At 41.9% G+C, this 25,072-nt stretch carries 20 protein-coding genes; 18 read left to right on the plus strand and 2 right to left on the minus strand.

Going from position 1 to position 25,072, the window contains the following annotated elements:
* Positions 1 to 205 precede the first annotated feature (205 nt).
* The 10 genes from ACZ427_RS00980 to ACZ427_RS01025 all read left to right on the plus strand — a co-directional run bounded on the left by ACZ427_RS00980 (position 206) and on the right by ACZ427_RS01025 (position 9,635).
* Positions 206 to 1,540 carry an ABC transporter substrate-binding protein gene (locus ACZ427_RS00980; protein ID WP_461178612.1) on the plus strand — a complete coding sequence of 445 codons (1,335 nt, stop codon included), beginning with the start codon at positions 206 to 208 and terminating at the stop codon, positions 1,538 to 1,540.
* A 175-nt stretch (positions 1,541 to 1,715) separates the two neighbouring features.
* On the plus strand, positions 1,716 to 3,047 hold the full coding sequence (locus ACZ427_RS00985) for a carbohydrate ABC transporter permease (protein WP_461178613.1): 1,332 nt from the start codon (positions 1,716 to 1,718) through the stop codon (positions 3,045 to 3,047).
* 12 nt (positions 3,048 to 3,059) lie between these two features.
* Positions 3,060 to 3,881, plus strand: coding sequence for a carbohydrate ABC transporter permease (locus ACZ427_RS00990; protein WP_461178614.1), 822 nt, complete (start codon positions 3,060 to 3,062; stop codon positions 3,879 to 3,881).
* Between the two features lie 90 nt (positions 3,882 to 3,971).
* Entirely contained in the window at positions 3,972 to 4,694 is a 723-nt protein-coding gene (locus ACZ427_RS00995; protein ID WP_461178615.1) for a ThuA domain-containing protein, read from the plus strand.
* 13 nt (positions 4,695 to 4,707) lie between these two features.
* Positions 4,708 to 5,721 carry a Gfo/Idh/MocA family protein gene (locus tag ACZ427_RS01000; protein ID WP_461178616.1) on the plus strand — a complete coding sequence of 338 codons (1,014 nt, stop codon included), beginning with the start codon at positions 4,708 to 4,710 and terminating at the stop codon, positions 5,719 to 5,721.
* Position 5,722: 1 nt separating this feature from the next.
* Positions 5,723 to 6,766, plus strand: coding sequence for a Gfo/Idh/MocA family protein (locus ACZ427_RS01005; RefSeq protein ID WP_461178617.1), 1,044 nt, complete (start codon positions 5,723 to 5,725; stop codon positions 6,764 to 6,766).
* Positions 6,766 to 7,734, plus strand: coding sequence for a sugar phosphate isomerase/epimerase family protein (locus ACZ427_RS01010; RefSeq protein ID WP_461178618.1), 969 nt, complete (start codon positions 6,766 to 6,768; stop codon positions 7,732 to 7,734). The genes ACZ427_RS01005 and ACZ427_RS01010 overlap by 1 nt, the downstream gene beginning before the upstream one ends.
* Positions 7,735 to 7,915: 181 nt before the next feature.
* Positions 7,916 to 8,023 carry a putative holin-like toxin gene (locus ACZ427_RS01015; protein ID WP_461178619.1) on the plus strand — a complete coding sequence of 36 codons (108 nt, stop codon included), beginning with the start codon at positions 7,916 to 7,918 and terminating at the stop codon, positions 8,021 to 8,023.
* A 383-nt stretch (positions 8,024 to 8,406) separates the two neighbouring features.
* Complete coding sequence (locus tag ACZ427_RS01020; protein ID WP_461178620.1) at positions 8,407 to 8,514, plus strand: putative holin-like toxin; 108 nt, start codon at positions 8,407 to 8,409, stop codon at positions 8,512 to 8,514.
* A gap of 329 nt (positions 8,515 to 8,843) precedes the next feature.
* A complete protein-coding gene (locus ACZ427_RS01025; protein WP_461178621.1) occupies positions 8,844 to 9,635 on the plus strand; it encodes an SDR family oxidoreductase in 792 nt (263 codons plus the stop codon).
* Positions 9,636 to 9,736: 101 nt separating this feature from the next.
* Here ACZ427_RS01025 and ACZ427_RS01030 read toward each other — a convergent pair whose 3' ends face one another.
* Positions 9,737 to 10,930: an ROK family protein gene (locus ACZ427_RS01030; protein WP_461178622.1), complete on the minus strand. Its 1,194-nt coding sequence runs from the start codon at positions 10,928 to 10,930 to the stop codon at positions 9,737 to 9,739.
* 146 nt (positions 10,931 to 11,076) lie between these two features.
* On the opposite strand from ACZ427_RS01030, the gene ACZ427_RS01035 reads away from it, so the two are divergent.
* From ACZ427_RS01035 to ACZ427_RS01045, 3 genes are all read left to right on the plus strand, one after another.
* Positions 11,077 to 12,381: an extracellular solute-binding protein gene (locus ACZ427_RS01035; protein ID WP_461178623.1), complete on the plus strand. Its 1,305-nt coding sequence runs from the start codon at positions 11,077 to 11,079 to the stop codon at positions 12,379 to 12,381.
* Between the two features lie 172 nt (positions 12,382 to 12,553).
* Positions 12,554 to 13,432, plus strand: a complete 879-nt coding sequence (locus ACZ427_RS01040) for a carbohydrate ABC transporter permease (protein ID WP_461178624.1) — start codon at positions 12,554 to 12,556, stop codon at positions 13,430 to 13,432.
* Between the two features lie 15 nt (positions 13,433 to 13,447).
* A complete protein-coding gene (locus ACZ427_RS01045; RefSeq protein WP_461178625.1) occupies positions 13,448 to 14,269 on the plus strand; it encodes a carbohydrate ABC transporter permease in 822 nt (273 codons plus the stop codon).
* Positions 14,270 to 14,750: 481 nt separating this feature from the next.
* Here ACZ427_RS01045 and ACZ427_RS01050 read toward each other — a convergent pair whose 3' ends face one another.
* On the minus strand, positions 14,751 to 15,374 hold the full coding sequence (locus ACZ427_RS01050) for a YesL family protein (RefSeq protein ID WP_461178626.1): 624 nt from the start codon (positions 15,372 to 15,374) through the stop codon (positions 14,751 to 14,753).
* A gap of 1,144 nt (positions 15,375 to 16,518) precedes the next feature.
* Between ACZ427_RS01050 and xylA the strand changes: the two genes are divergently transcribed.
* From xylA to ACZ427_RS01075, 5 genes are all read left to right on the plus strand, one after another.
* Positions 16,519 to 17,844, plus strand: a complete 1,326-nt coding sequence (xylA, locus tag ACZ427_RS01055) for a xylose isomerase (RefSeq protein ID WP_461178627.1) — start codon at positions 16,519 to 16,521, stop codon at positions 17,842 to 17,844.
* A gap of 29 nt (positions 17,845 to 17,873) precedes the next feature.
* Positions 17,874 to 19,373 carry a xylulokinase gene (xylB, locus tag ACZ427_RS01060; RefSeq protein WP_461178628.1) on the plus strand — a complete coding sequence of 500 codons (1,500 nt, stop codon included), beginning with the start codon at positions 17,874 to 17,876 and terminating at the stop codon, positions 19,371 to 19,373.
* Between the two features lie 869 nt (positions 19,374 to 20,242).
* Entirely contained in the window at positions 20,243 to 21,664 is a 1,422-nt protein-coding gene (locus ACZ427_RS01065; protein ID WP_461178629.1) for an endo-1,4-beta-xylanase, read from the plus strand.
* Positions 21,665 to 21,754: 90 nt separating this feature from the next.
* Positions 21,755 to 23,275 (plus strand): arabinosylfuranosidase ArfA, encoded by a 1,521-nt coding sequence (gene arfA / locus ACZ427_RS01070; protein WP_461178683.1) that lies wholly within the window; start codon positions 21,755 to 21,757, stop codon positions 23,273 to 23,275.
* Positions 23,276 to 23,388: 113 nt separating this feature from the next.
* Positions 23,389 to 24,435, plus strand: coding sequence for an aldose epimerase family protein (locus ACZ427_RS01075; RefSeq protein ID WP_461178630.1), 1,047 nt, complete (start codon positions 23,389 to 23,391; stop codon positions 24,433 to 24,435).
* Positions 24,436 to 25,072: the final 637 nt, after the last annotated feature.

A 25,072-nucleotide genomic window follows, 5' to 3' on the forward strand; every position in this document is an offset into this window, starting at 1 on the left:
AATATGTGGGAATTTTTAGTAAATAAATAACCTTTAAACATTTATGTAATCGTATTCTGACAAGCATCGCTAAAATCTCTACAATTTTTAACATAAAAAAGATATTGACAACAATAAATTATAACGTATAATGAAAGAAAATGTAATCGATTTCATTCGCGCGTCAAAGTAATGGAATCGCTTACAAATAAGGGGAGGAATTAAAATGAAGTGGAGAAGAAAGATGTTGTGGACGCTTTTGATTATCGCAATGCTGGTTTTTCTTGCTGCATGTGGCGGCGATGACGAATCCGGCTCGTCAGATAATCAGAATGATACCTCTGATGAAAATACAGAAGAAAGTGGAGAAGCTGCTGAAGACGGGGAGGAGGTTACCATTGTCTATGCACGTGGTACAGATACAACCCCTGCAACTGAAGCAGTAATTGAAGCATTTGAAGAAGAACATCCAAATATTAATGTAGAGCAACGTGAGATGCCTGCAGATACAGGACAATCCCACGATCAATATGTAACCGCATTCAGTTCGCAAAGTACAGAAATTGACGTATTTAATGCCGATGTAATCTGGCCGGCAGAATTTGCTCAAGCGAATTACGTGCTCGAACTGGATCGCTTCATTGAGCAGGATGGAATTGATATGGAAGCATATTTCCCTGGTACAGTCGCAGCCGGGAAATTTAATGGAAAACAATGGGCGATGCCGCAATATACCGATGCCGGTGTATTCTACTACAGAACGGATATTGTTGAGGAACCACCTGAAACTTGGGATGAGCTGATTACGCAAGCAAGTGAACTCCAAGGTGAAGAAGGTACTGAATTTGGTTATCTCATGCAGGCAGCTCAGTATGAAGGGTTAATTACCAACGCGATTGAGTACATTGCCTCATATGGTGGACAGGTTGTAGATGAAGATAACAATGTCGTTGTTGACAGCCCGGAAACCGTCAAAGCAATTGAAAAGATGCAGGAAATTGTCGGATCTGATTTTGTCCCGGAAAATATCCTGAACTTCATGGAAATTGAAACAGAAAATGCTTGGATTGAAGGAAATGCCGTATTTGCCCGTAACTGGCCATATATGATGTCTTCTTCCAATGATGAGGAAAGATCTGAAGTGGTTGACAATGTAGAGATGGCAATGCTGCCGGCTGGTGATGAAGGAAGTGCAGCTGCACTTGGTGGCTGGATGACAATGATCAACCGCTATTCCGAGCATCCGGAAGAAGCATGGGAGTTTGTTAAATTTATTTCCGGATCTGAAGGACAGAAGATTTCTGCAGTGGAAGGTGGCCGCCCACCAACATTAGAAGCGTTGTATGATGATCCAGAAGTACAGGAAGTTAGTTCATTGTTTGCAAATCCAGAGTTCCGGGAAGTGCTGCAAACTGCAGTACCAAGACCAGTATCTCCAATCTATCCGGAAATCTCGGATATTATGCAAATTGAACTGTCAACAGCACTAACAGGTGACCAGACCGCTGAAGAAGCAGCAGCAAACATGCAGTCAAAAATAGAAGCTGCAATGGAAGAATAATAGATGTAGGAGATTGATAGGGGGAGGCAGGAGGAGCAGATAACTCTCATCTTGCCTTTCTATCATTTTAAGGAATTATAAATCGATGAGGTTGATTAAGAGAAAACGCCCTTTGAAGAAAGGTAGTGTTTTTTAGGTGACATCAAACCTTTAATGCGAGGGGGGCAGACCCACTATGAAAAACAAGAAAAAACCCAACTTTCAACTGAGTGAAAAACAACTTGGATATGCCATGGTTATCCCATCGCTTATTCTCGTTTTCGCCGTTGTTTTATGGCCGGTCGCACAGTCCTTTTACAATAGTCTTTTTGATTACAGATTGAATGATCCGGCGCGCTCCCAACTGATGCTTGGTGCTACGATTGATCTCGAACGCTATGTCGATAATCAATTTTATATTGATGGACAATTAGAAAGCCTGGCGAATGAAGCAGATGGCGAAGAAGCTGCCAATACGATTACAACGATACGTGAAGATGTTCAAGCATATCATTCTGAACTAATTAGCGATGAGGAAATCAATCAAAAGGTGGAACGAATTGATGAGATGCTGGCAAGCTATACACCGGTAACCGATGATGAATTAAAATATGCCGATCTTGATAATGATTTTGCATCGGATTACAGGAAGGCACTGCAGTCCTATCAGGCAGAGCTCACTGCATTGTCAGAAGAAAGCGGTGATGAAACAACTGCTCAGGAATTCCAGCAGACTGCAGATTTACTTGGAGCAACTGCCGGTAATATTTTGGAATCCAATTTTATCGGTCTTGCCAATTATGGGAAATACTTGCAGGACGGGCGAATGTGGCAGTCCTTGTGGAATACTGTCTTTTTTACCGTCGTGACAGTAGCCTTGGAATTGGTCATTGGTCTTGCGGTAGCTCTATTGATCAACCGCGCATTTAAAGGAAGGGGATTCGTCCGGGCATCTGTACTGATTCCGTGGGCGATACCAACAGCGGTAGCCGCGATGATGTGGGGATTCCTGTATGATGGACAATCTGGGATTGTCGCACATTACATGGAGGTACTGAATCTTATTCCGGAAGCCTCCTGGCTGTTATCGACAGCGGATGGTGGGATGTTTTCCATTATATTAGCAGATGTCTGGAAAACTACTCCATACATGGCATTACTGCTATTGGCGGGACTACAAACAATTCCCGGCCCCCTTTATGAGGCATCAAATGTGGATGGGGCCAATAAATGGCAACAGTTTTGGAAAATTACACTGCCGCTTCTGAAGTCTTCCATTCTAGTAGCACTGTTGTTTAGAACCTTGGATGCGTTCAGGGTGTTTGACTTGATTTATGTACTTACAGGCGGTGGACCGGCAAATGCGACAGAGTCGATTTCGGTTTATGCCTATAAAACATTATTCGCACAACAGAATTTCGGGGAAGGCTCTGTGCTTTCTGTCATTGTTTTCTTAAGTGTGGCATTGATCAGCTTTTTATTTGTAAAATTAATCGGCTCAGATTTGTTTGATGGTCGTACAAAATGAGGAGGGAACTAGATGAATAAACGAGCAGGAATTGGTTTTTATATCTTTTTGGCAGTCTTTGTATTCCTTGTCATGTTCCCGTTTATCTGGGTATTTTTAACATCGATCAAACCAGTTGGGGAAATCTTTTCTTCCTTTAAATGGTTTACATCGAACCCGACACTCGACTCATACGAAGCTGCATTGACAAATCGGCCATTACTGCGCTATATGTTAAATAGTTTTGTCGTATCTGGGTTGACGACAATTTTGTCACTGACCTTTGCGTCATTTACAGCTTATGCTGTGACAAGGTTGCCCATCCGGGGGAAAGGATTGATTCTGGGAATCGTGCTGGCAGCATCCATGTTTCCGCAAATCGCGATTATCTCACCAATCTTTAACCTCGTATCAAATCTCGGACTGCGCAACAGTTTTATCGGATTGGTCATACCATATATCACGATCAGTCTACCACTGGCCATATGGATTTTAGCAACATTCTTTAAAAAAATCCCATTCGAGCTGGAAGAATCGGCTAAACTGGACGGGGCAAGTCCTTTCCAGACGTTTCGAAAAATCATTTTCCCACTGGCTGCACCTGGTGTATTTACAACAGGGATTCTCGTATTTATCGCAGCATGGAATGAATATTTATTCGCACTGACAATCAACAGTGATGATGTATGGAGAACTGTACCTGTGGGGATATCGATGTATCAGAGTCAATATTCCGTACCATGGGGCGACATCTCCGCAGCAACTGTCATTGTAACCATTCCGATAGTACTTCTGGTACTGTTCTTCCAACGAAGAATCGTGTCCGGACTGACGTCAGGATCAATGAAAGAGTAATCTTGGGACAGAGGGACAGGTTCATTGTCCCGGTGGGTTAAATGGGACAAGGGACCTGTCCCCCTGTCCCAGAAGAAAGGGGTTTTTTACATGAAAATAACAGTTTGGAATGAAAATAGACATGAACAGACGAATCCGGTTGTAGCGGATAATTATCCGGAGGGTATTCATGGAGCGATCGCAGCATTTTTAAAAGAAGAAGGACATGACATTACTACGGCAACGCTGGATGAGGCGGAGCATGGTTTAACGGATGATGTTTTAAATGAAACGGATGTCCTCGTATGGTGGGGACATAAGGCGCATGATGAAGTGAAGGATGAGATTGCTGAAAAAGTGAAAGCTCGCGTATGGGATGGCATGGGGCTTGTTGTGCTGCATTCCGCGCACTTTTCCAAGCCATTCACGAAGCTGATGGGGACAGGCTGTGACCTGAAATGGCGCGAAGCTGATGAGAAGGAAAGGCTTTGGGTTGTGGATCCGACACATCCGATTACTGAGGGGATCCATGAATATATCGAGCTTGAAAAAGAAGAGATGTATGGCGAGCATTTTGATATTCCAGCACCGGATGAACTGATATTTATCAGCTGGTTTGAAGGTGGCGAAGTTTTCCGCAGTGGAGCGACCTTTAAACGGGGTAGAGGGAAGATCTTTTATTTCCGTCCCGGGCATGAAACCTATCCGACCTACCATCATAAAGATATTCAACACGTAATCAAAAACGGTGTGAAATGGGCGGCTAACACAAATACGCCGAGACCAACACGCGGGAATGCGGAGCCGTTAGAAGAAATTAAAAAAGAGGGATGAGGAGGAAAAGAAGATGACAAAATTACGTGTTGCCGTGATTGGCTGTGGAAGCATTGCCAAGCATCGGCATCTGCCAGAACATCATAATAATCCGAATGTAGAGATTGTTGCCGTATGTGACCATAGGGCGGAACGGGCGCAAGCGGCTGCTGACACATATGGGGTGAAAGCTTATACCGAATATGAAACATTACTTGCAAAAGAAAGTGTGGATGCGGTAAGTGTTTGCCTGCCAAACTATCTGCATGCACCTGTGTCGATTGCTGCACTCGAGAGCGGCTGCCATGTACTTTGTGAAAAGCCGATGGCGACATCCCGCGAAGAAGCGGATCAAATGATCGAAGCAGCAACTAAAAACAATAAGAAACTGATGATTGGACATAATCAGCGCTTTGTCCCTTCCCACCAGAAAGCGAAACGCCTCATTGAACAAGGGGAAGTGGGAAAAATTTACAGCTTCCGTACAACATTTGGCCATGGCGGTCCGGAAGGCTGGAGTGCGGATGGAGCACGCAGCTGGTTTTTCAAAAAAGATAAGGCATTCATTGGTGCGATGGGTGATTTAGGTGTGCATAAAGCAGACTTGCTTCGTTATCTGTTAGCAGATGAATTCACCGATGTTGCCGGTTTTATCGAAACATCTGCGAAGGAAAATGTAGATGTTGATGATAATGCGGTATTAATTTTAAAATCAGGAAATGGTGTTATTGGGACCCTTGCAGCAAGCTGGGCATATACAGCGAAAGAGGATAACTCCACCATTATATACGGTGAAAATGCGACATTGCGTCTGGAGGATCATCCGGATTATTCGCTAGTTGTTCAATATAATAATGGGGAAGTTGTTAAATATGAACTTGGTGGAATCCAGTCCAATGACGAAGGTGGACAAACAAACACGCATGTCATTGACCATTTTGTGGAATCCATTATCGAGGACAAAGAGCCTTTGATTAATGGCGACGAGGGAAAAAAATCATTGGAAGTTATTTTAAAAGCGATGGAATCAACGGAAAAAGAGGGATAGCATGAGCAAGTTGAAAATGGGTATCATCGGAGTAGGTGGCATCGCTCAACAGCGCCATATCCCTGCATACCTGAATATCAAGGACAAAGTGGAAATTACCGCACTGCATGACCTCAATCATGAGCGTGCGCAGGAAGTGGCGGATCATTTCGGAATTCCACATGTTTACAAAAATTACGAGGATGTTTTTGCCCATGTCGATGCTGTAACCATCTGTACACCAAATAAGTTTCATGCGGAAATCGCCATTGCGGCGATGGAAGCCGGTGTGCATGTATTATGTGAAAAACCGATGGCCATGACGACAGCAGAATCGGAGGCAATGCTCGAAGTTTCCCGGAAAACGAATAAACTGTTATCGATTGCCTATCATTACCGGTTTACTGAAGCGGCACAAATCGCCAAAGAGGCGGTCAGGGATATTGGTGATCCGCTTGTCACGAGAACACAGGCACTGCGGCGGAGAAAAGTGCCGGGCTGGGGCGTTTTTACAAATAAAGAACTCCAGGGCGGAGGAAGTCTGATTGATTACGGCTGCCATCTGCTTGATTTATCACTGTGGCTCTTGGGCGATCCGGAGCCTGTCGAAGTAATGGGGACAACATATAACCGCTTAAGCCGTTCACCGAATCAGGTGAATGACTGGGGTGTCTTTAATTATGAGACATTTGAAGTGGATGATCATGTATCTGCTTATATCAAATTTGAAAATGATATCTCACTCATGTTCGAATGTTCCTGGGCGGCGAATATCAAAGAAGATACGCGGGTTTTAAGCATTTCCGGTACAGAGGGTGGATTGAATGTCTATCCATATGAATTTTACCAGCCGAAGCATGGGAAAATGATGACCCAGACGGCTGAGCTTAATTACAGTGAGGAAAACGCTGGATTTGTGCAGGCAGTGAATTTTGTGGAAAGCTGCTTGGGTGAAGCGGCATTAATTGTGAAACCAGAACAAGCACTTAAAGTGACGAAAATAATTGATGCCATCTATGAAAGCAGTGAAACGGGAGCAAGTGTGAAATTAGGGAGGGATTCGTAATGAAGCTAGGCGTTTTCACGGTTCTTTTTGGAGAAAAAACGTTTGAAGAGATGCTTGATTATGTGAAAGATGCAGGGCTTGATGCAGTGGAAATTGGAACAGGGGGAAATCCGGGCACAGCGCACAGTAACCTGGATGAGCTTCTGGAAAGTGAAGACAAACGTAAAGAGTATCTGGATAAAGTAGAAGCACGCGGGCTGACAATCAGTGCATTCAGCTGCCATGACAACCCGGTTTCCCCGGACGCCGGACATGCCAAGCAATCCCATGATACATTTATAAAAACAGTGCGGCTGGCAGAATTAATGGGAGTACCTGTCGTCAATACATTTTCCGGTGTGCCGGGTTCAGGTGAAGATTCCAAGCAGCCGAACTGGCCGGTAACCCCATGGCCGACTGCCTATTCCGACATTTTGGAATGGCAATGGGAGAAAAAACTGATCCCATACTGGAAGGAAGCGGGACAATTTGCCAAGGATCACGGTGTGAAAGTCGGGATTGAGCCACATGCAGGCTTTCTCGTACATACACCACACACCATGCTGAAATTGCGGGAAGCTACCAATGACGCAGTGGGCGCGAATCTCGATCCAAGCCATCTGTGGTGGCAGGGCATTGATCCGGTAGCGGCAATCAAAATCCTCGGCAAGGAAAACGCAATCCATCACTTCCATGCCAAGGATACGTACATCGATCAGGACAATGTCAACATGTATGGGCTGACAGACATGCAGCCATATTCTGCGGTACAATCCCGCGCATGGACATTCCGTTCCGTTGGCTATGGCCACAGCAGCCAGGAATGGTCCAATATTATCAGTGCCTTAAGGACATATGGTTATGATTATGTCGTCAGCATCGAACATGAAGACCCAATCATGTCAGTGGAAGAAGGATTCCAGCAAGCAGTGCGGAACCTGAAGCGGGTGAACATTGCAGAAAGCGCCGGAGATATGTGGTGGGTTTGATTTTAGAAAGGACTGGATACGATGGGGTATCTGGTCTTTTTATTTGAGAACGTTTATTCGTTCTGCTACCTATTTATAAGAAAGTTGTGATAGAATAAAAAACAGCAATGACATAGGTATTGTGGGCGGTTTGGCCATCTTTGTTTCTTAAGTCACGTCACTTAAGAGAGGAGGTGGTAGAATGACGATATATGAAGCATTTAGTTTGGTAGCGCAGTTCAGTATTACACTGATAGCTACCTTAACTTTAATTGTGACCATTGTCGTTTATCTAAACAAAAAGAAGTAACCGCCCCTATGCATGGTTGGATTACTTCTTTTAGTGCAAACATCTAGATTTCGGCCAACTGCTCAAAATGCAGTTTGTTGTTGCAAGTATCCGGGTAGTTAGCGCTACCCAGGTACCTTATTCTAAGTATATTATAAAATAAATAATATTATACTGTCAAATTGTTAGGGTTCCTCCAAGCTTACTCTTGCAGGTTTGATTTTAGAAAGGACTGGATGCAATGGGGTATCTGGTCTTTTTATTTGAGAACGTTTATTCTTTTTGTTGTCTATTTATGAGAAAATTATGATAGAATGAAAAGAGCAATGACATAGGTATGGTGGGCGGTTGGCCATCTTTCCTGTTTCTTAAGTTACGAAACACTTAAGAGGGGAGGTGGTAGGATGACGACATTTGAAGCATTAAGTCTGGTAGCACAATTCAGTATTACACTGATAGCTACCTTAACTTTAATTGTAACCATTGTCGTTTATCTGGTTAAAAAAAAGTAATCGCCCCCCACCCAGGTCGCGATTACTTCTTAGACAATGCATATTGAACATCCGGCCAACTGCTCTTCATGCAGTTTGTTGTTGCGGGTATCTGGGTAGTTAGCGCTACTCAGATACCTTATTCTAAGTATATTATAAAATGAATAATGTTATACTGTCAAATTGCTTGGTATATGTGATGGGTTTGATTTCAGCGGGACTGGATACGATGAAGGTATCTTGTCTTTTTTATTATTAATGGAGACGGTAATGAAGGACGAGGGGACAGACATAGAGAAATGCTAAATGGGACAAGGAACCTGTCCCTCCGTCCCCCAGGAGGAAAAACAATGACAGAGCAAAAGCTAAAAAATAATGTGGCGATTGTAACAGGTGCGGCTTCCGGGATAGGCAGGGCCACGGCACTTCGATTGGCAAAATCCGGAGCAAAAGTAGGGCTGCTCGATCTGGACGAAGAAAATGCTGTAACTGTTCAGCAAGAAATCGAAAAACATGGTGGAGATGCCATCATTTCAAAGGTAGATGTATCAGATCCCCAGGAAGTAGAAGCAGGCATCGAGAAAGTTATCGAGCAGTGGGGACACTTGGACTTTGTATTTGCCAATGCTGGGATCAATGGGCGTGTGGCTCCAATTGAAGATTTAACTCCGGAAGATTGGGACAAGACATTAAATACCAACCTGAAAAGCACATTCCTTACCGTGAAATATGCGATTCCACATATGAAGTCAAATGGTGGAAGCATCGCGATAACGAGCTCTATCAACGGAAATCGGACGTTTTCAGGGTTTGGTATGGCTGCATATAGTTCATCCAAGGCCGGGCAAATGGCTTTTGGCAAAATGGCCGCATTGGAACTGGCAAAATATAAAATCCGTGTGAACATCGTCTGTCCAGGTGCAATTCAAACGAATATCAGCGAGAACACCCACCCGGATGAGGAAAATCTTGATAAAATTAAAATCCCTGTCAAATACCCAGAAGGGAGTCAGCCATTGGAACACGCTCCCGGCAGCGCAGAAAATGTAGCCGATTTGATTCATTTTTTAGCTTCAGAGGAATCGAGTCATATTACGGGGACGGAGTTATTTATCGATGGTGCGGAGTCTTTGTTGGGGTGATGGAAGGTATATAAAGGATTGGAAAAAACACATGAAGTTTAACTTTAGTCCATGTGTTTTTTTATTTTATCAGAGAGATAATCCTTTCATAAAATATCTCCTTATAATTCTTCCTGCAGGTTGCTTGTTAAGAAATTCTCTGCTGCAAAAGCAGCTACCCCCATGGCACTTGAATGGGTGGATAATGTTGAAAAGTCGATACGCAAATCTTTTTTGTGTGTGGTGAGTGTACCGGTCTCCATTTTTCTCCGCATCGCTTCCCTGAGCCATTTTTCGGAAGAAGCTATACGATTTCCTATGATGACTTGTTCCGGGTTAAAGATATTTACAATATTATTAATACCTACCCCCAAATACCCGCCGATCTCTTCAAATAGTTTAACAGTCTCTTCATTACCATTCGCAGCTAGAAGTGAGAGGCTCTCCAGCGTGATATCTTCCTTGGAGGTTCCTTCCAGCTGAAGGCGCTGCTTGGCATTGTTGATTAATGCCTGTTCTGACGCGTACAATTCCCAGCACCCATGATTCCCGCAGCGGCACTCGACGCCGTCGACTTCTATCGTCATATGCCCCAGTTCTCCGGAAAATCCGTTATTTCCTTTGTACAATTGACCATTTAGGATAAGTCCAACACCTATCCCTATCCCAACACTGACATAAATAATATTATTGGATTCTTGTCCTGCACCAAATTGTTTCTCACCATAAGCACCTGCATTTGCTTCGTTTTCAATATTGACAGGTAAATGATATTTCTCTTCCAATAGCCCTTTTAAATTAACATTTTTCCATTTCAGGTTGGGGGCTAAAAGGATTTGGCCATCTGTGCTTACTGTTCCAGGTACACCGATGCCAATACCTACAATACCGTAATGGCTGCTAGGGGCAGAAGCCATTAAGGAATCAATCACTTTAAATAATTCTCCAGTAATTTCCTCATAGGTTAACTGGTTAAATTTAATTAATTTTTCATTACAAATCTCACCTTGGAGATCTGTTAATATCCCCAGAATATAATTAACCCCTATATCAATACCAATAGCGTAACCAGCTACTTGATTGAACAGCAGCATAACCGGTCTTCTTCCACCACTTGAAACTCCTGGACCAGATTCATAAATCAGTTGTTCTTTAAGTAATTCACTTACCAGAGAGGAGACGGTTCCTTTATTTAAACCTGTTTTAGCAGCAACATCAGCACGGGAAAGGGGAGAGTATTCCTTGATCGTTTGCAGAACCAGAGATTTATTTCCTTTTTTCACGACGTGCTGATTCCATGTTCGATTCATTTCCATAACGATTATCACTTCTTTTCAGCCTTTTTTATTAGTATACCATATATAAACTTTGTTCATCCACTAGACAAACGATGTTTTCCATGCTATTCTATTTTTAAGCATATGAGTCATTAGGCTCAAAACTATCAAATGGGGGTTTAATTATGGAAAAAAGGAAAGCGGTTGCAATACTATTTAGTTTCCTGGCTGCTGTACTGTTATTATCGGCATGTTCGTCAGATGGGGAAGAGGGGAGCGCCAGTACTGGTGATGAAAAAACAGTAGAATTTATGCATCTATGGCCAGAAGGCAGTTCGAAACAGCATAACGAAATTGTAAACGATATCATTGCAGGTTTTGAAGAGGAAAATCCAGATGTCAATGTGGAACTGGAAGTATTAAGCAATGAACAGTATAAGGATAAACTAAAAGTGTTATCCGCTTCTAATGAGTTACCGGATGTAGGAATGACATGGGCGGCAGGTTTTTTAGAGCCGTATGTTGAAGGGGATATGTTCGCACCATTAGACGATATCATTGAAAGCGATTTAAGTGATAGTTTCGTTTCAGGAACAACAGAAGCATATGCAATGGATGGAAATACGTATGGACTGCCATTGGAATTGAATATTGCAACTGTATTTTATAACCAGGCAATCTTTGATGAATATGGCCTGGAAGCTCCAGAAACATATGAAGAACTAAACAATGTAATAGAAACATTATCAGATAATAACGTCGCACCAATTGCTTTAGGAAATAAAGACAGATGGACAGGTTCACTATGGTATATGTACCTTGCTGATCGAATTGGCGGTGCAAGTGTATTAAACGAAGCGATTGGTCGAACATGTTCGTTTGAAGATCCATCTTTAATTTCGGCAGCGGAGGAAGTTCAGAACCTGGTAGATTCCGAAGCATTTACGCAAGGGTTCAATGGTCTCTCTGATGAAGAAGCAAAGAGTATGTTTATGAACGAGCAGGCAGCGATGTATTTAATTGCTACATGGGATTTGCCTAACTATACAACAAACGAAGATGTACCACAGGAATTCAGAGATTCTGTAGATTTCTTTAAATTCCCGACGGTTGATGGACAGGGTGATATGGATAGCTTCGTTGGTGGCCCTGGTGTTGGTTTATTTGTTGCAGAAGACTCGGATGTAAAAGAGGAGGCAAAAGCGTTTGTATCCTACTTTGTCCAACAATGGGGAGAAAAATCGGTAACAGATGCCGGTGTTATTCCAGCTACAAAAGTGGATGGTGAATCATTAGATCTTCCTCAAATGTATGTGGATGTACTGAATGAATTAAATGAGGCAAGTAATATCACTTTATTCGCAGATGTGCAAATGAGTTCCGATGTTGCCCAGGTTCATTTAGATATGATTCAGGCACTCTTTGGTGGTGAAATAACACCGGAAGAATTTGCAAAACAACATGAGGATGCACTTTCAGCCGAAGAGTAAGGTGACAATAATCTTAGAATTGCTTGGCTTTTTGCCAAACCCTTGTGGCGAAAAGCCTTAGCCTAAACGGATGCAGTAAGGAAGTTTTATGCTTTCTGGTTAACTGCCAAAGAAAAGGATCTATCCCTTGTTAGGATAGTCCTTTTCTAACTTATAGATATGGGGTGAAACGATGAATAAAGTAATGTCCAATAAATGGGTTATAGCGTTATATGTCCTCCCAGCATTGTTATTAATTGGTATATTAATATTCATTCCGTTAATCTTGACAGGCTATTATGGTCTGATGGACTGGGACGGCATTGGAGCAATGGAATTTATAGGACTGGAAAACTACATAACTGCACTCCAGGATGCCAAGTTCTGGGACAGTGCATTGCATTCTTTTTTACTGGCGATATTTTCTACACTTAGTCTGGTCGTATATTTGGCGATTTCACTTATTTTGGCATCCAAAATAAAAGGATCTGATCTCCTGAGAAAAATATACCTGATTCCAATGCTTTTATCTTCGGTTGCGATTGCTCAACTATGGATTAAAGTCTATAACCCTTCGAATGGTATCTTAAATACGATTCTTACTGGACTGGGAATGGAGAATCCACCATTATGGCTGGCCGATACGTCGATTGTATTATATGCCATCTTCATTCCGATCCTATGGCAATACGCAGGTTTTTATATTTTGATCTATTATGCTGCTTTGAAAAACATTCCGGATTCCTTGGTAGAAGCAGCCAAAATTGATGGAGCAACTCCACTGCAAATTGCACTTAAAGTAAAACTGCCATTAATTATGGGCGTAGTGAAAGTAACCATTGTTCTGGCTATCGTTGGTTCCTTAAAATACTTTGACCTTATTTATGTAATGACTGGCGGTGGACCAAACGGGGCTAGTGAAGTGATGGCTTCCTATATGTACAAATTAGCATTTACAAGCTCTGACTTTGGTTATGGTAGTGCCATTGGTTTCTTGTTATTGATCATTACATTAATCGTAACGGTAATTGTACGGAAACTTACAGCTGAGAAAGATGAAATTCAATACTAAAAGGAGGTTCATGCAATGTCGCGTATCGGTAAGATCTCGCTTTACGTTTGTTTAGGGCTTGTAGCGATTTTTCAGCTGTTCCCTATTGTGTGGTTGTTTCTATTTTCATTAAAAGATAATCAGGAGATTTTTTCAGGTAATCCATTTGCACTGCCTTCCGAGTTTCGATGGGAAAATTATTTGAAAGTCTGGGAGGGTGGTATCGGTCTATATTTCTTTAACAGTATTTGGATAACTGGTGTAGCAATCTTTTTAACCATTCTGCTAGCAAGCATGGCCACCTATGCAATTACTAGAATGAACTGGAAATTGAGTAAACCTGTGCTGGGGCTGTTTATGGTGGGACTGATGATTCCAATCCATTCTGCATTAATACCACTTTTCAGCATGTTTTTAAATGTGAATCTGATTGATAATCCGTGGTCGATTGTTATCACCTATACGGCATATAACCTGCCGATTACGATGATGATATTACTTGGTTTCTATACGACAATACCTAGGGAAATAGAGGAAGCGGCAATTATTGATGGGAGTTCGATTAACCGGATGTTTTTCCGGATTATTCTTCCAATGTCGATGCCGATCATGTCTACCACTGTAATTATTAATATGATTTATAACTGGAATGAATTTGTGTTTGTCAATACATTTATAAGTTCGGACGAGTATAAAACGCTTACGGTTGGTATACAGAATTTTATTGGTCAGTATATGACGGATTGGGGAGCCATTGGTGCAACGTTAATCATTAGTTTCTTTCCATTGCTGCTTGCTTTCATTTTCTTTAGTAATAAGGTAGTGGAAGGCATTTCATCAAGTGCGGTTAAAGGTTAATATTTTCATATAAAAATCACCTTATCTTTCATCGATGCAAAGATAAGGTGATTTTATTATTCATGCCGTTTTGGGGAATTTTATTGCTCTTGAAATAAAGTGCAACGACGTAACTGCGGGTTGATTTCCGCTGCGGACCGTTGCTTTCCGCGGGCACGGCTTCAGTCTCCTCGAGAAACCCACTCTGCGGGGTCTTCAGACTCGTGCTGTTCCCGCAGGAGTCAACGGTCCTCCGCTTCAATCAACTATCATAAAAGTGCATGGCTATTATGTGACTTAAATCGAGCAATAAATATTCTTTAAAGTTGCAAAGCATCTTATCAGCGAAGGAAATACACGAAGACTCCTGCGGGAAAGCGAAGACGCCTGAGATCCCACAGCGAGCGTTCTTTGCGAGCGAGGAGGCTCAGCGCGAGCCCTAAGGTGCGCGTAGTGTATTTCCGCAGCGGTTATGTTATAACATACTAGTAAAAAACAGCCATTATTTATTACGTTCTTGTTTTTGTTGGATTCGGTTGAACGCATGCAGCGATAGCCACATTGTTATGAAAGCATAGGCGCTCCCGCCGAATATAACAGCCGTTGCCGGAAGTAGATACATCACAAAATAAAGGGAGGCAAGACAAAGAATCATTAATAATAGATGAACTGGACTGATTAACATGATAAGAAATGCATGTTTCATAATATGCCGTACCTTCAGATCATAATGTACAAACACAGGAAATAGATAAAATAAGAAAAAGATAAATAGAAGAATGAATGCAAATAACGGAATATACGTCCATGTCAACATATCGTTTGAACTACTCTGGATATAATAGATATCAAGACCCACCAGTAAGGAAATAAAGATGATAACGATACCTAACCGGTTACTTTTCAAAAATTCCTGTTTGAAATACTCCCAGAATGTTTTAAAAACCGGAATGTCGGGATTAACGGTTAACCATTTTCGAATAATGGAAAACATTGCAATGGTAGAAGGAAAAATCCCAAAAATAACTCCACCAGCTAATGTAAAAAGTACCCATAATACATTGATATAGGCAAATTTCATAATCCATTCTAATATCGTATAGAGGCCATTGGCTAAACTGTTCAACGATTTTTCCTCCTCATCTGTTAATCTCACGGGGGTTATTTATTTTTAGCAGTTAAGAAACCAACATGGCGGCTACGTGCATGCAGTTACCATCTATAATGAAAACAGCTAATTTAACCAGAAGGCTATATTCTAAAAGATTTGGGACTGCGATTACTCGCCCCATCGAAAAGAATTGTTGCTTTTGACACAATAACGATATAGTGCGACATAGATTTATCATGGTTTTGCTTTCTACCATTCCTTTTGAACCCGAGTGCTATCACAATCGCTTCGGCAGAATACTTCGCTTTCCGCGGGCACGGCTTCAGTCTCCTCGAGAAACCCACTCTGCGGGGTCTTCAGACTCGTGCTGTTCCCGCTGGAGTCTGCGTATTCTGCCTACGCTGGTAGTGGTGTTCTGATATTGCAAGAAAAAGTTCATGGAATCTATGTTTCATGAAAGTTTTCACTCTTAAATAGAAAGCTATTCTAAGCTGCTAAAAAAATGCGAGACTCCAACGGGAAAAGGAACAGTCTGAAGACCCCGCAGCGAGTGAATTAAAGAACATAGGCTAAGAACGCCCCGTCCTGGGACTGTGGTTACTCGTCCCACCGAAGACATTTGGGGCAACGCCTATGTGACCAACATCGTGTTGGCCCGAGGCTGAAGCGTTCCCCGTGGAAAGCGAGTGTTTTTTAAGCAGCGTTGGACTCTCACCCATTTTGAAAAGGATGAGAGGAAGTCACTCTTTGGTTATGTCGTATTCTATATCATATGTGAAGTTAAAGGGCAGCAAAATTTTAACAAAAGAGCCAGTCAGAAAAAGGTATAGTCTTGCTTCATGTTGGTGGTTCTATTGAATAGTTTTTTCCTGTTCAAATAACAGTTGTTTTCATAGAAAAGTATAAAACTTTTTTACTGCACAAGTACAGGCTTTTGAAATTCGCCTAACCTATAGCGAATGCTAAGTTTTCTAAAGACAGGACCAGTAAGGAAAGTAGGTTCTAGCTATTATTATAAGGAAATAGAACCTGTTTGCCATAGGAAAAAGATATTTTTAAAACTTTGTTCATTCAATAGACAAACTAACATTAAACTGCTATACTGTCAATGTAAGCAGTTACATAGTTAAAACGTTTAAAAAATAGGAGGTACGGTCAGGTGGCTTATTTTAATAATATTAATAAAATCAAATATGAAGGTGCAACATCAACAAATCCATACGCATTCAAATTCTATAATCCCGAAGAAAAAATAGGTGGGAAAACGATGGAAGAATACCTTCGTTTTGGTGTAGCCTATTGGCATACATTTACAGAAGATTTATCCGATCCTTTCGGTGTGGGTACGGCTATTCGCCCTTGGGATAACTATCAGGGAATGGATTTGGCAAAAGCCCGTGTGGAAGCCGCTTTTGAATTCTTTGAAAAACTGGATGTGCCATACTTCTGCTTCCATGATGTGGACATTGCACCAGAAGGAAGTAATTTAAGGGAAACATACCAGAACCTTGATACAATCGTAGCGATGATCAAAGATTATATGAAAGACAGCAAAACAAAATTACTTTGGAATACAGCAAATAACTTTACACATCCCCGCTTTGTGCATGGGGCAGCATCAGCCAATAATGCAGATGTCTTCGCATACGCAGCAGCAAAAGTGAAAAAAGGATTGGAAGTCGGTAAGGAATTGGGTGCTGAAAACTATGTATTCTGGGGTGGACGTGAAGGTTATGAAACACTGCTGAATACCGATATGAAACTGGAAATGGATAACCTGGGCCGTTTCTTCCATATGGCGGTTGATTATGCAAAAGAAATTGGTTTTGATGCACAATTCCTGATTGAACCAAAACCGAAAGAGCCAACAACCCATCAATATGATTTTGATGTAGCGACAGGGTTTGCTTTCCTGCAAAATTACGATCTCGAGGACCATCTCAAATTCAATATTGAAGCAAACCATGCAACACTGGCAGGACATACGTTTGAACATGAACTGCGCTATGCGCGTGTGAATAATATGTTAGGTTCCGTTGACGCTAACCAGGGACATCCACTGTTGGGATGGGATACCGATGAATTCCCGTCCGATCTGTATGCGACGACACTAGCAATGTATGAAATTATTAAAAACGGCGGCCTCGGACGTGGTGGTCTGAACTTCGATGCTAAAGTGAGAAGGGGTTCATTTGAAACAGAAGATTTATTCCATGCACATATCGCCGGGATGGACAGCTTTGCAGTAGGGCTGAAAGTTGCTCAGAAGTTAGTCGATGACAACGTCCTTGATGGTATAGTGGAAGATCGCTATAAGAGCTACACGGAAGGAATTGGATTGGATATCGTCGAAGGGAAAACCGATTTCCATAAGTTGGAGGAACATGCATTAGGACTTTCTGAAATTAAAAATCAATCTGGTAAATTGGAAAGAATTAAAGCAACGATTAACCAATACTTGTTGAAAGCCTATGCAGGAGAATAAGCATTTGTAATTATAGGAGAGGTTAAGTGATGAAATACGTAATAGGTGTTGATTTAGGTACAAGTGCCGTTAAAATTCTATTAGTGAATCAGAACGGAGAAGTTACACAGGAGGTCTCAAAGGCCTATCCATTAATCCAGGAAAAAACGGGATACAGTGAACAAGATCCTAACGATTGGGTGAATCAGACAGTTGCGGGACTTTCTGATTTGCTGAAAAAATTTGATGGAGATACTGCAGATATAGAAGGAATCAGTTTTTCCGGACAAATGCATGGGCTTGTATTACTGGATGACAATAATGATGTGCTCCGTAATGCCATTCTATGGAATGACACACGTACAACAGCAGAGTGCCAGGAAATTTCTGATGTCGTTGGGGAGAAACGCTTGCTTGATATTACGAAAAACCCTGCGCTGGAAGGATTTACACTGCCTAAGATTTTATGGGTGAAAAACCATGAGCCGCAAATCTATAAGAAAGCAAAATCATTTGTTCTTCCAAAAGATTATGTGCGTTATAAGCTGACAGGGGCGTTGCATATGGAATACTCTGATGCAGCTGGTACGCTTCTATTGAATGTAGGGGAGAAGGAATGGAGTAAAGAGATTTGTAATCTGTTTGATATCAATGAAGAATTTTGCCCGCCATTGGTAGCGTCAGATGAAGAAGTTGGAAAATTACTCCCTGAAATTGCTGATGCAACTGGATTGTCCGCGGGAACACGGATATTTGCCGGCGGGGCCGATAATGCCTGTGGGGCGATCGGGTCAGGAATTCTGGAAGAAGGCAAAACATTGGCAAGTACCGGGACTTCCGGGGTTGTTCTTTCTTATGAAGCCAGTGATGATAAAGATTTCGGGGGCAAAGTCCATTACTTTAATCATGGAGCTCCGGATGCCTTTTATACAATGGGTGTTACCTTGGCAGCGGGTTACAGCCTGAGCTGGTTCAAAGATGTTTTTGCAAAAGATGAAGATTTTGAAGAGCTATTAGCGGAAGTCGATGCTGTTCCTGCTGGATCAAATGGACTTCTGTTCACTCCATACATTGTGGGGGAGCGGACGCCACATAATGATGCGGCAATAAGAGGAAGCTTTATCGGCATGGACAGTTCGCATCAACGGAAGGATTTTGTACGGGCCGTTTTAGAGGGGATTACGTTTTCTCTGAATGAATCCATCGAAATTTTCCGTGAGAATGGGAAAACAATTGATACGGTTGTCTCCATCGGTGGAGGGGCCAAAAATGAAACCTGGCTACAGATGCAGGCTGATATTTTCAATGCGAAAATCGTTAAACTATCAAGTGAGCAGGGGCCTGGCATGGGTGCTGCGATGCTTGCCGCATATGGCTGTGGCTGGTTCCCTGCATTAAAAGATTGTGCGGATGAATTTTTACAAGTAGATAAAGAGTTTGTGCCCAATAAGGATAATGTGGATAAATACAAGAAGTTGTTTGGTATTTATCAGGATGTATATAGCCAGACAAAAGCAATGAATGAAACACTGGTGGACTATCGAAATTAAATAACAACATGTGAAAAAGCTATCTCAGAGTATTCAAATGAAATTGAAACACGAATGGAGATAGCTTTTTTATATTATAAAGGGCAAACAAATCTAATATTATTGGAAAATTCGTTAAACAAACGTTTGTCCAAATCACTGATAAAGGAGGTCTGGATTGATTTAGCAGGTTGTTTTTTTAGTTGATATAAACTGCGGCATATCGTGGTGTGAGTGTTGATCCATCGCTGCGGAAATACACTTCGCTTTCCGCGGGCGGCTGATGAGCCTCCTCGAGCATACGCTCTCCGGGGTCTCACCTAGGCCTCTGCTCCCGCAGGAGTCTGCGTGTATTTCCTCCGCTAGGATTGTGTTCTATAAATTCATAACATTTAATTACTGCTTAACTAAATCGTATAAAAGCTATCCACTTTTCTAAGCGTTGATTGGAGTGAAGGGCAGTCGACTCCTCGAAAAGGTGTATACTTTTTCTTCGTGCGATGTAACGCTGCCGAAGCTTTCCTTGTCCTGCTCAGAAAAGCACTTTACGTAAGACCCCACAGCGGTGGGCTAAAGAACATAGGCGTTGCCCCGTCCTGGGGCAACGCCTATGTGACCAACATCGTGTTGGCCCGAGGCTGAAGCCGTGCTCGCGGAAAGCGAATGTCCGCAGTGGAAATCAAGAAAGCAGTTACGTCGCAGTATTTACAAGTAAATTGAATATCTGAGGGAGTTTATATCTTTTGTTCCATGAGCAACATATTTTTACGATGGGGCGAGTAACCGCAGTCCCAGTTCTTTTCGGTGGGGCGAGTAATCGCAGTCCCAATCGTTTTAAAAACAGCCTTTTAGTAAAACCCTTTAACAATTATTAGAGAGGAGAAATGCGGATGTTGAAAGTGTTGCGTGTACCTGTCATTACAGGTTTAGCTTTATCGTTAGTATTACCAGGAGGAGGAAACCTTGCCCATGCCCAGGAGGAGGATGAGTCTGTTCGTGCACTGGAGGTAACACCAATTCAAACGAGATATGAAGATTCATTCGCAATCGGTGCTGCTGTTGAACCCTATCAACTGGAAGGAATTCATGGAGAAATTTTAAAACGTCACTATAACAGCATCGTTGCCGAGAATGTGATGAAGCCTGAAAGTATTCAACCGGAAGAGGGGGAATTCAATTTTGAGGAAGCAGATAAAATTGTTCAGTTTGCGAAAGACAATGATATGGATCTGCGCTTCCACACCCTTATTTGGCATAGCCAGGTACCAGAATGGTTTTTCTTAGATGAGGAAGGTCAGCCAATGGTTGATGAGACAGACCCTGAGCAACAGGAGAAGAACAAAGAAATGTTGCTTCAGCGATTGGAAACCCATATAAAAACCATTGTGACACGCTATAAGGATGACGTAGATGCGTGGGACGTTGTTAACGAAGTAATTGACCCTAATGCTTCCAATGACGAGGGACTGCGTGAATCCGAGTGGTACCAGATTACAGGTACAGACTATATTAAAAAAGCATTCGAGACAACGAGAAAATATGCCGGCGAAGATGCAAAATTATTTATAAATGATTTTAATACAGAAGAAGAACCAAAAAGGACACACCTGTATAATCTGGTAAAGGATTTAGTGGAGCAGGGAGTCCCAATTGATGGGGTAGGGCACCAGTCTCATATTCAGCTTGGATGGCCTTCCATTGAAGATACGAGAGATTCAATCAACCTGTTTGCCAGCCTTGGGTTAGATAATCAAATTACGGAACTGGATGTCAGTCTGTACGGCTGGCCACCAACACCAGCCTATGAATCATATGACGAAATCCGGGCAAGTGGTCTGCTTTTGGATCAGGCAACTCGTTATGACCAGTTGTTTGAGTTATATGAGGAATTAGATGATAAAATCAGTAATGTAACATTCTGGGGGATTGCTGACGATCATACATGGCTTGATGATCGTGCAGAAGAATACAATGATGGCGTTGGAAAAGATGCACCATTCGTCTTTGATCCGGATTTTAATGTGAAACCTGCCTACTGGGAAATGATGGACTACAATGTAGAAGGTATGATAACAATGATTGATGACTTTGAACAAGAAGGAGCGTTTATAAACTTCGGTGCTGCCAAATCATTACAGGCAAAGTTGGGTTCTGTAGCTCATTTTGAAGAACGTGGACAAATGGAAAAAGCTGCTAAACACATGGGGAAATTCATAGAGAAACTGGATAAACAGAGAGATAAAGCATTCATTTCGGAGGATGCTTATCGAGCGCTTAAGGAAAATGCAGAGTATTTGATTACGAAGTGGTGATGGGGATCGCTTGTTGTTGACATCCTAAGCAAACAGGCACCAGCTTTTTGGCTGGTGCTATTTTCGGTTAAGAAGGGGGTTGGTATGAGCATGGCAAAAGAGGCTGTAAAAGCTAAAATGGTAATTGACAAAGACGCTGTAATAGCTGAAATTGATTCCAGAATCTATGGTTCTTTTATTGAACAACTAGGAAGAGCAGTATATGGCGGTATTTATGAACCAGGTCACCCAACTGCTGATGATAATGATTTCAGACAAGATGTTATGGAACTTGTAAAAGAATTACAAGTTCCCATTATACGTTATCCTGGTGGAAATATGGTATCCGCGTACAATTGGGAAGATGGTATAGGACCGAAAGAAAACCGGCCACGTCGTCTGGAATTAGCATGGGGCGTCACGGAAACAAACCAGGTTGGTACAAATGAATTTAACGAATGGGCTAAGTCGGTAAATGCAAATGTGATGATGGCAGTTAACCTGGGAACAAGGGGAATTGATGCAGCCAGGAATTTGTTGGAATACACCAATCACCCTGGAGGTACTTATTGGAGTGACTTAAGAAAACAGCATGGCTATGAACAGCCGCACAACATTAAAACCTGGTGTTTGGGAAATGAAATGGATGGTTCCTGGCAAATCGGTCAAAAGACCGCAGATGAATATGGGCGTTTAGCTGCAGAGACTGGTAAGGCAATGCGTTTAGTCGATCCGAGTATCGAATTAGTAAGTTGTGGAAGTTCAGGCTCGGGGATGCCAACATTTCCGGAATGGGAAGCGACAACACTTGAACATACATACGATATAGCTGACTATATATCCTTACACCAATATTATGGTAATCCTGATAATGACACAGCTAACTATTTGGCTAACACATTGGATATGGACAACTTTATTAAAACAGTAATAGCCACATGTGATTATATGAAATCAAAAAAGCGAAGTAAGAAAACCATGAATCTAAGTTTTGATGAATGGAATGTATGGTTCCACTCGAATGAGCAAGATAAACAGATTGAACCTTGGTCGATTGCGCCGTCTCAATTGGAAGATGTGTATACATTTGAAGACGCTCTACTCGTAGGGAGTATGCTAAACACGCTTCTCAAGCATTCCGATAGGGTGAAAATTGCCTGTATGGCCCAACTGGTAAATGTAATTGCTCCTATAATGACGGAAACTGGTGGTGGGATTTGGAAACAAACAATCTTCTATCCTTATTACTATACTTCTGTTTATGGGAGAGGAAAGGCTTTACAACCTATCATTAGCTCACCGAAATATGATAGCAGGGATTTTACCGATGTACCTTATTTAGATACGTCTGTTGTGTATAATGAAGAAAAAGATGAATTGGTGATTTTCTCTGTAAACCGCCATTTGGAGAAAACTTTGCAAGTGGACATAGACATTCGATCAATGGAAGGATTTGACGTTGTAGAGCATGTAATCTTGGAAAATGAAGATGCAAAAGCAATAAATACACTGCATGATGAACAGGTGACACCACATGGAGAAGGCCAGTCTTATACAGATGATGGGAAATTGATAGGGATTCTGCCAAAGCTTTCGTGGAATATGATTCGGTTAAAAAAGCGAAACAGATAAAAGTTAGGAGCCATTTTCTACAAGGAATCACAATTGGAGTACAATTATTTCACTTGAAAATGGAGGTGGTTGTGAAGAGAAAAAGGGATAAAACAATGAAAGGAGAAAAACAAATGAAAATTTCAACACAGGAAATTCAGGTCACTAACAACACGTCTTGGAAATTATATACACTAACGAATGATAATGGCATGGAAGTATCCTTTCTAAACTATGGAGGAATTATTACAAAAATAAGAGTACCTGATAAAGAGGGAAACAAAGAAAATGTCGTGCTAGGTTTTAAAAATTATGAAGACTATTTAAAAAATCCCGGTTTTTTCGGGGCGATTATTGGTCGAGTCGCAGGCAGGATTAAAGGATCTGCATTTGAGTTGAATGGCAATACGTATCATTTAGACGCAAACGATGGTCTCCATCATTTACATGGTGGGTCGAATGGGTTTCATCAAGTCATATGGGATGCGCATCCTTTTGAAACAAATAACAGGATTGGTGTGAAACTCAACCACAAAAGCTTTGACGGTGAGAGTGGGTATCCGGGAAATGTAGATGTTGAAGTTACGTATTCCATCAATAATGATAATCAACTTATCCTTGATTATGCAGCAGACAGTGATCAAACGACAGCCCTTACCTTAACGAACCATTCCTATTTTAATTTAAGCGGGGATTTGAAAAGTACCGTTCACAATCATCATGTTACCATCGATAGCAGCAATTTTGTTGAACTGGATGAGGAATTGATTCCAACTGGCAGAATCGTCAATGCTTCTGGAACATCCTTTGATTTTCGTGAGGGACGAAAGCTTAAAGAGGGATTTAAAGATGATTCCCAGCAAAACAAAGTCGCCGGAAATGGATATGATCATTACTTTCTGTTTGAGAATCAAAAAGAGGAAAAAGTTCTAGTAAAAGAAGAAGACAGTGGACGAACCATGACGATAAAAACAAACCAGCCAGGTATGGTCATGTATACATCCAATAATCTGGATGAAGGTATGAATTTGGCGGAAGGGGTTTCTGAAAAACACCTTGGCGTATGTTTTGAAACGCAAAGCTCCCCGGCATCCTTACATGACAGCAGTTTCCCTGATGTGATTCTCGAAGGAGGAGAACACTATGAAAAACAGACAGTATTTTCATTTGGTGTGGAGTGAAATGAACGAACCACAGGAACGTAATTCGTTGTTTTAGGTGATGAGCATTTGCCCCAAAAAGCGAGGGGAATTTGCTCCCAAAGCTAAGTTGCGCTTATGCAATAAGATCGTATGATACCTTTTTCTGGTTGGCTTTTTTGGTAAATTTAGTTGCTCCTTAACGTTGCAGTTGATATAAAAGACGACGTAACTTTATCATGGTTTTGCTTTCTTCCATTCCTTTTGAATCCGAGTGCTATCACAATCGCTTCGGCAGAATACTTCGCTTTCCGCGGGCACGGCTTTAGCCTCCTCGCGGAAGATCACCGCTGCGGGGTCTTCAGACTCGTGCTGTTCCCGCAGGAGTCTACGTATTCTGCCTACGCTAAGAGTGGTGTTCTGATTATAGAAAGGATAAAGCTCATGGAATTTATGTTTTATAAATATATTCTCCCTTAAACAGAAAGCTATTCTAAGCTGCTTAAAAAATGCGAGACTCCAACGGGAAAAGGAACAGTCTGAAGACCCCGCAGCGAGCGAATTAAAGAACATAGGCTAAGAACGCCCCGTCCTGGGGCAACGCCTATGTGACCAACATCGTGTTGGCCCGAGGCTGAAGCGTTCCCCGTGGAAAGCGAGTGTTTTTTAAGCAGCGCTG

Source organism: Virgibacillus ainsalahensis (assembly GCF_055380755.1).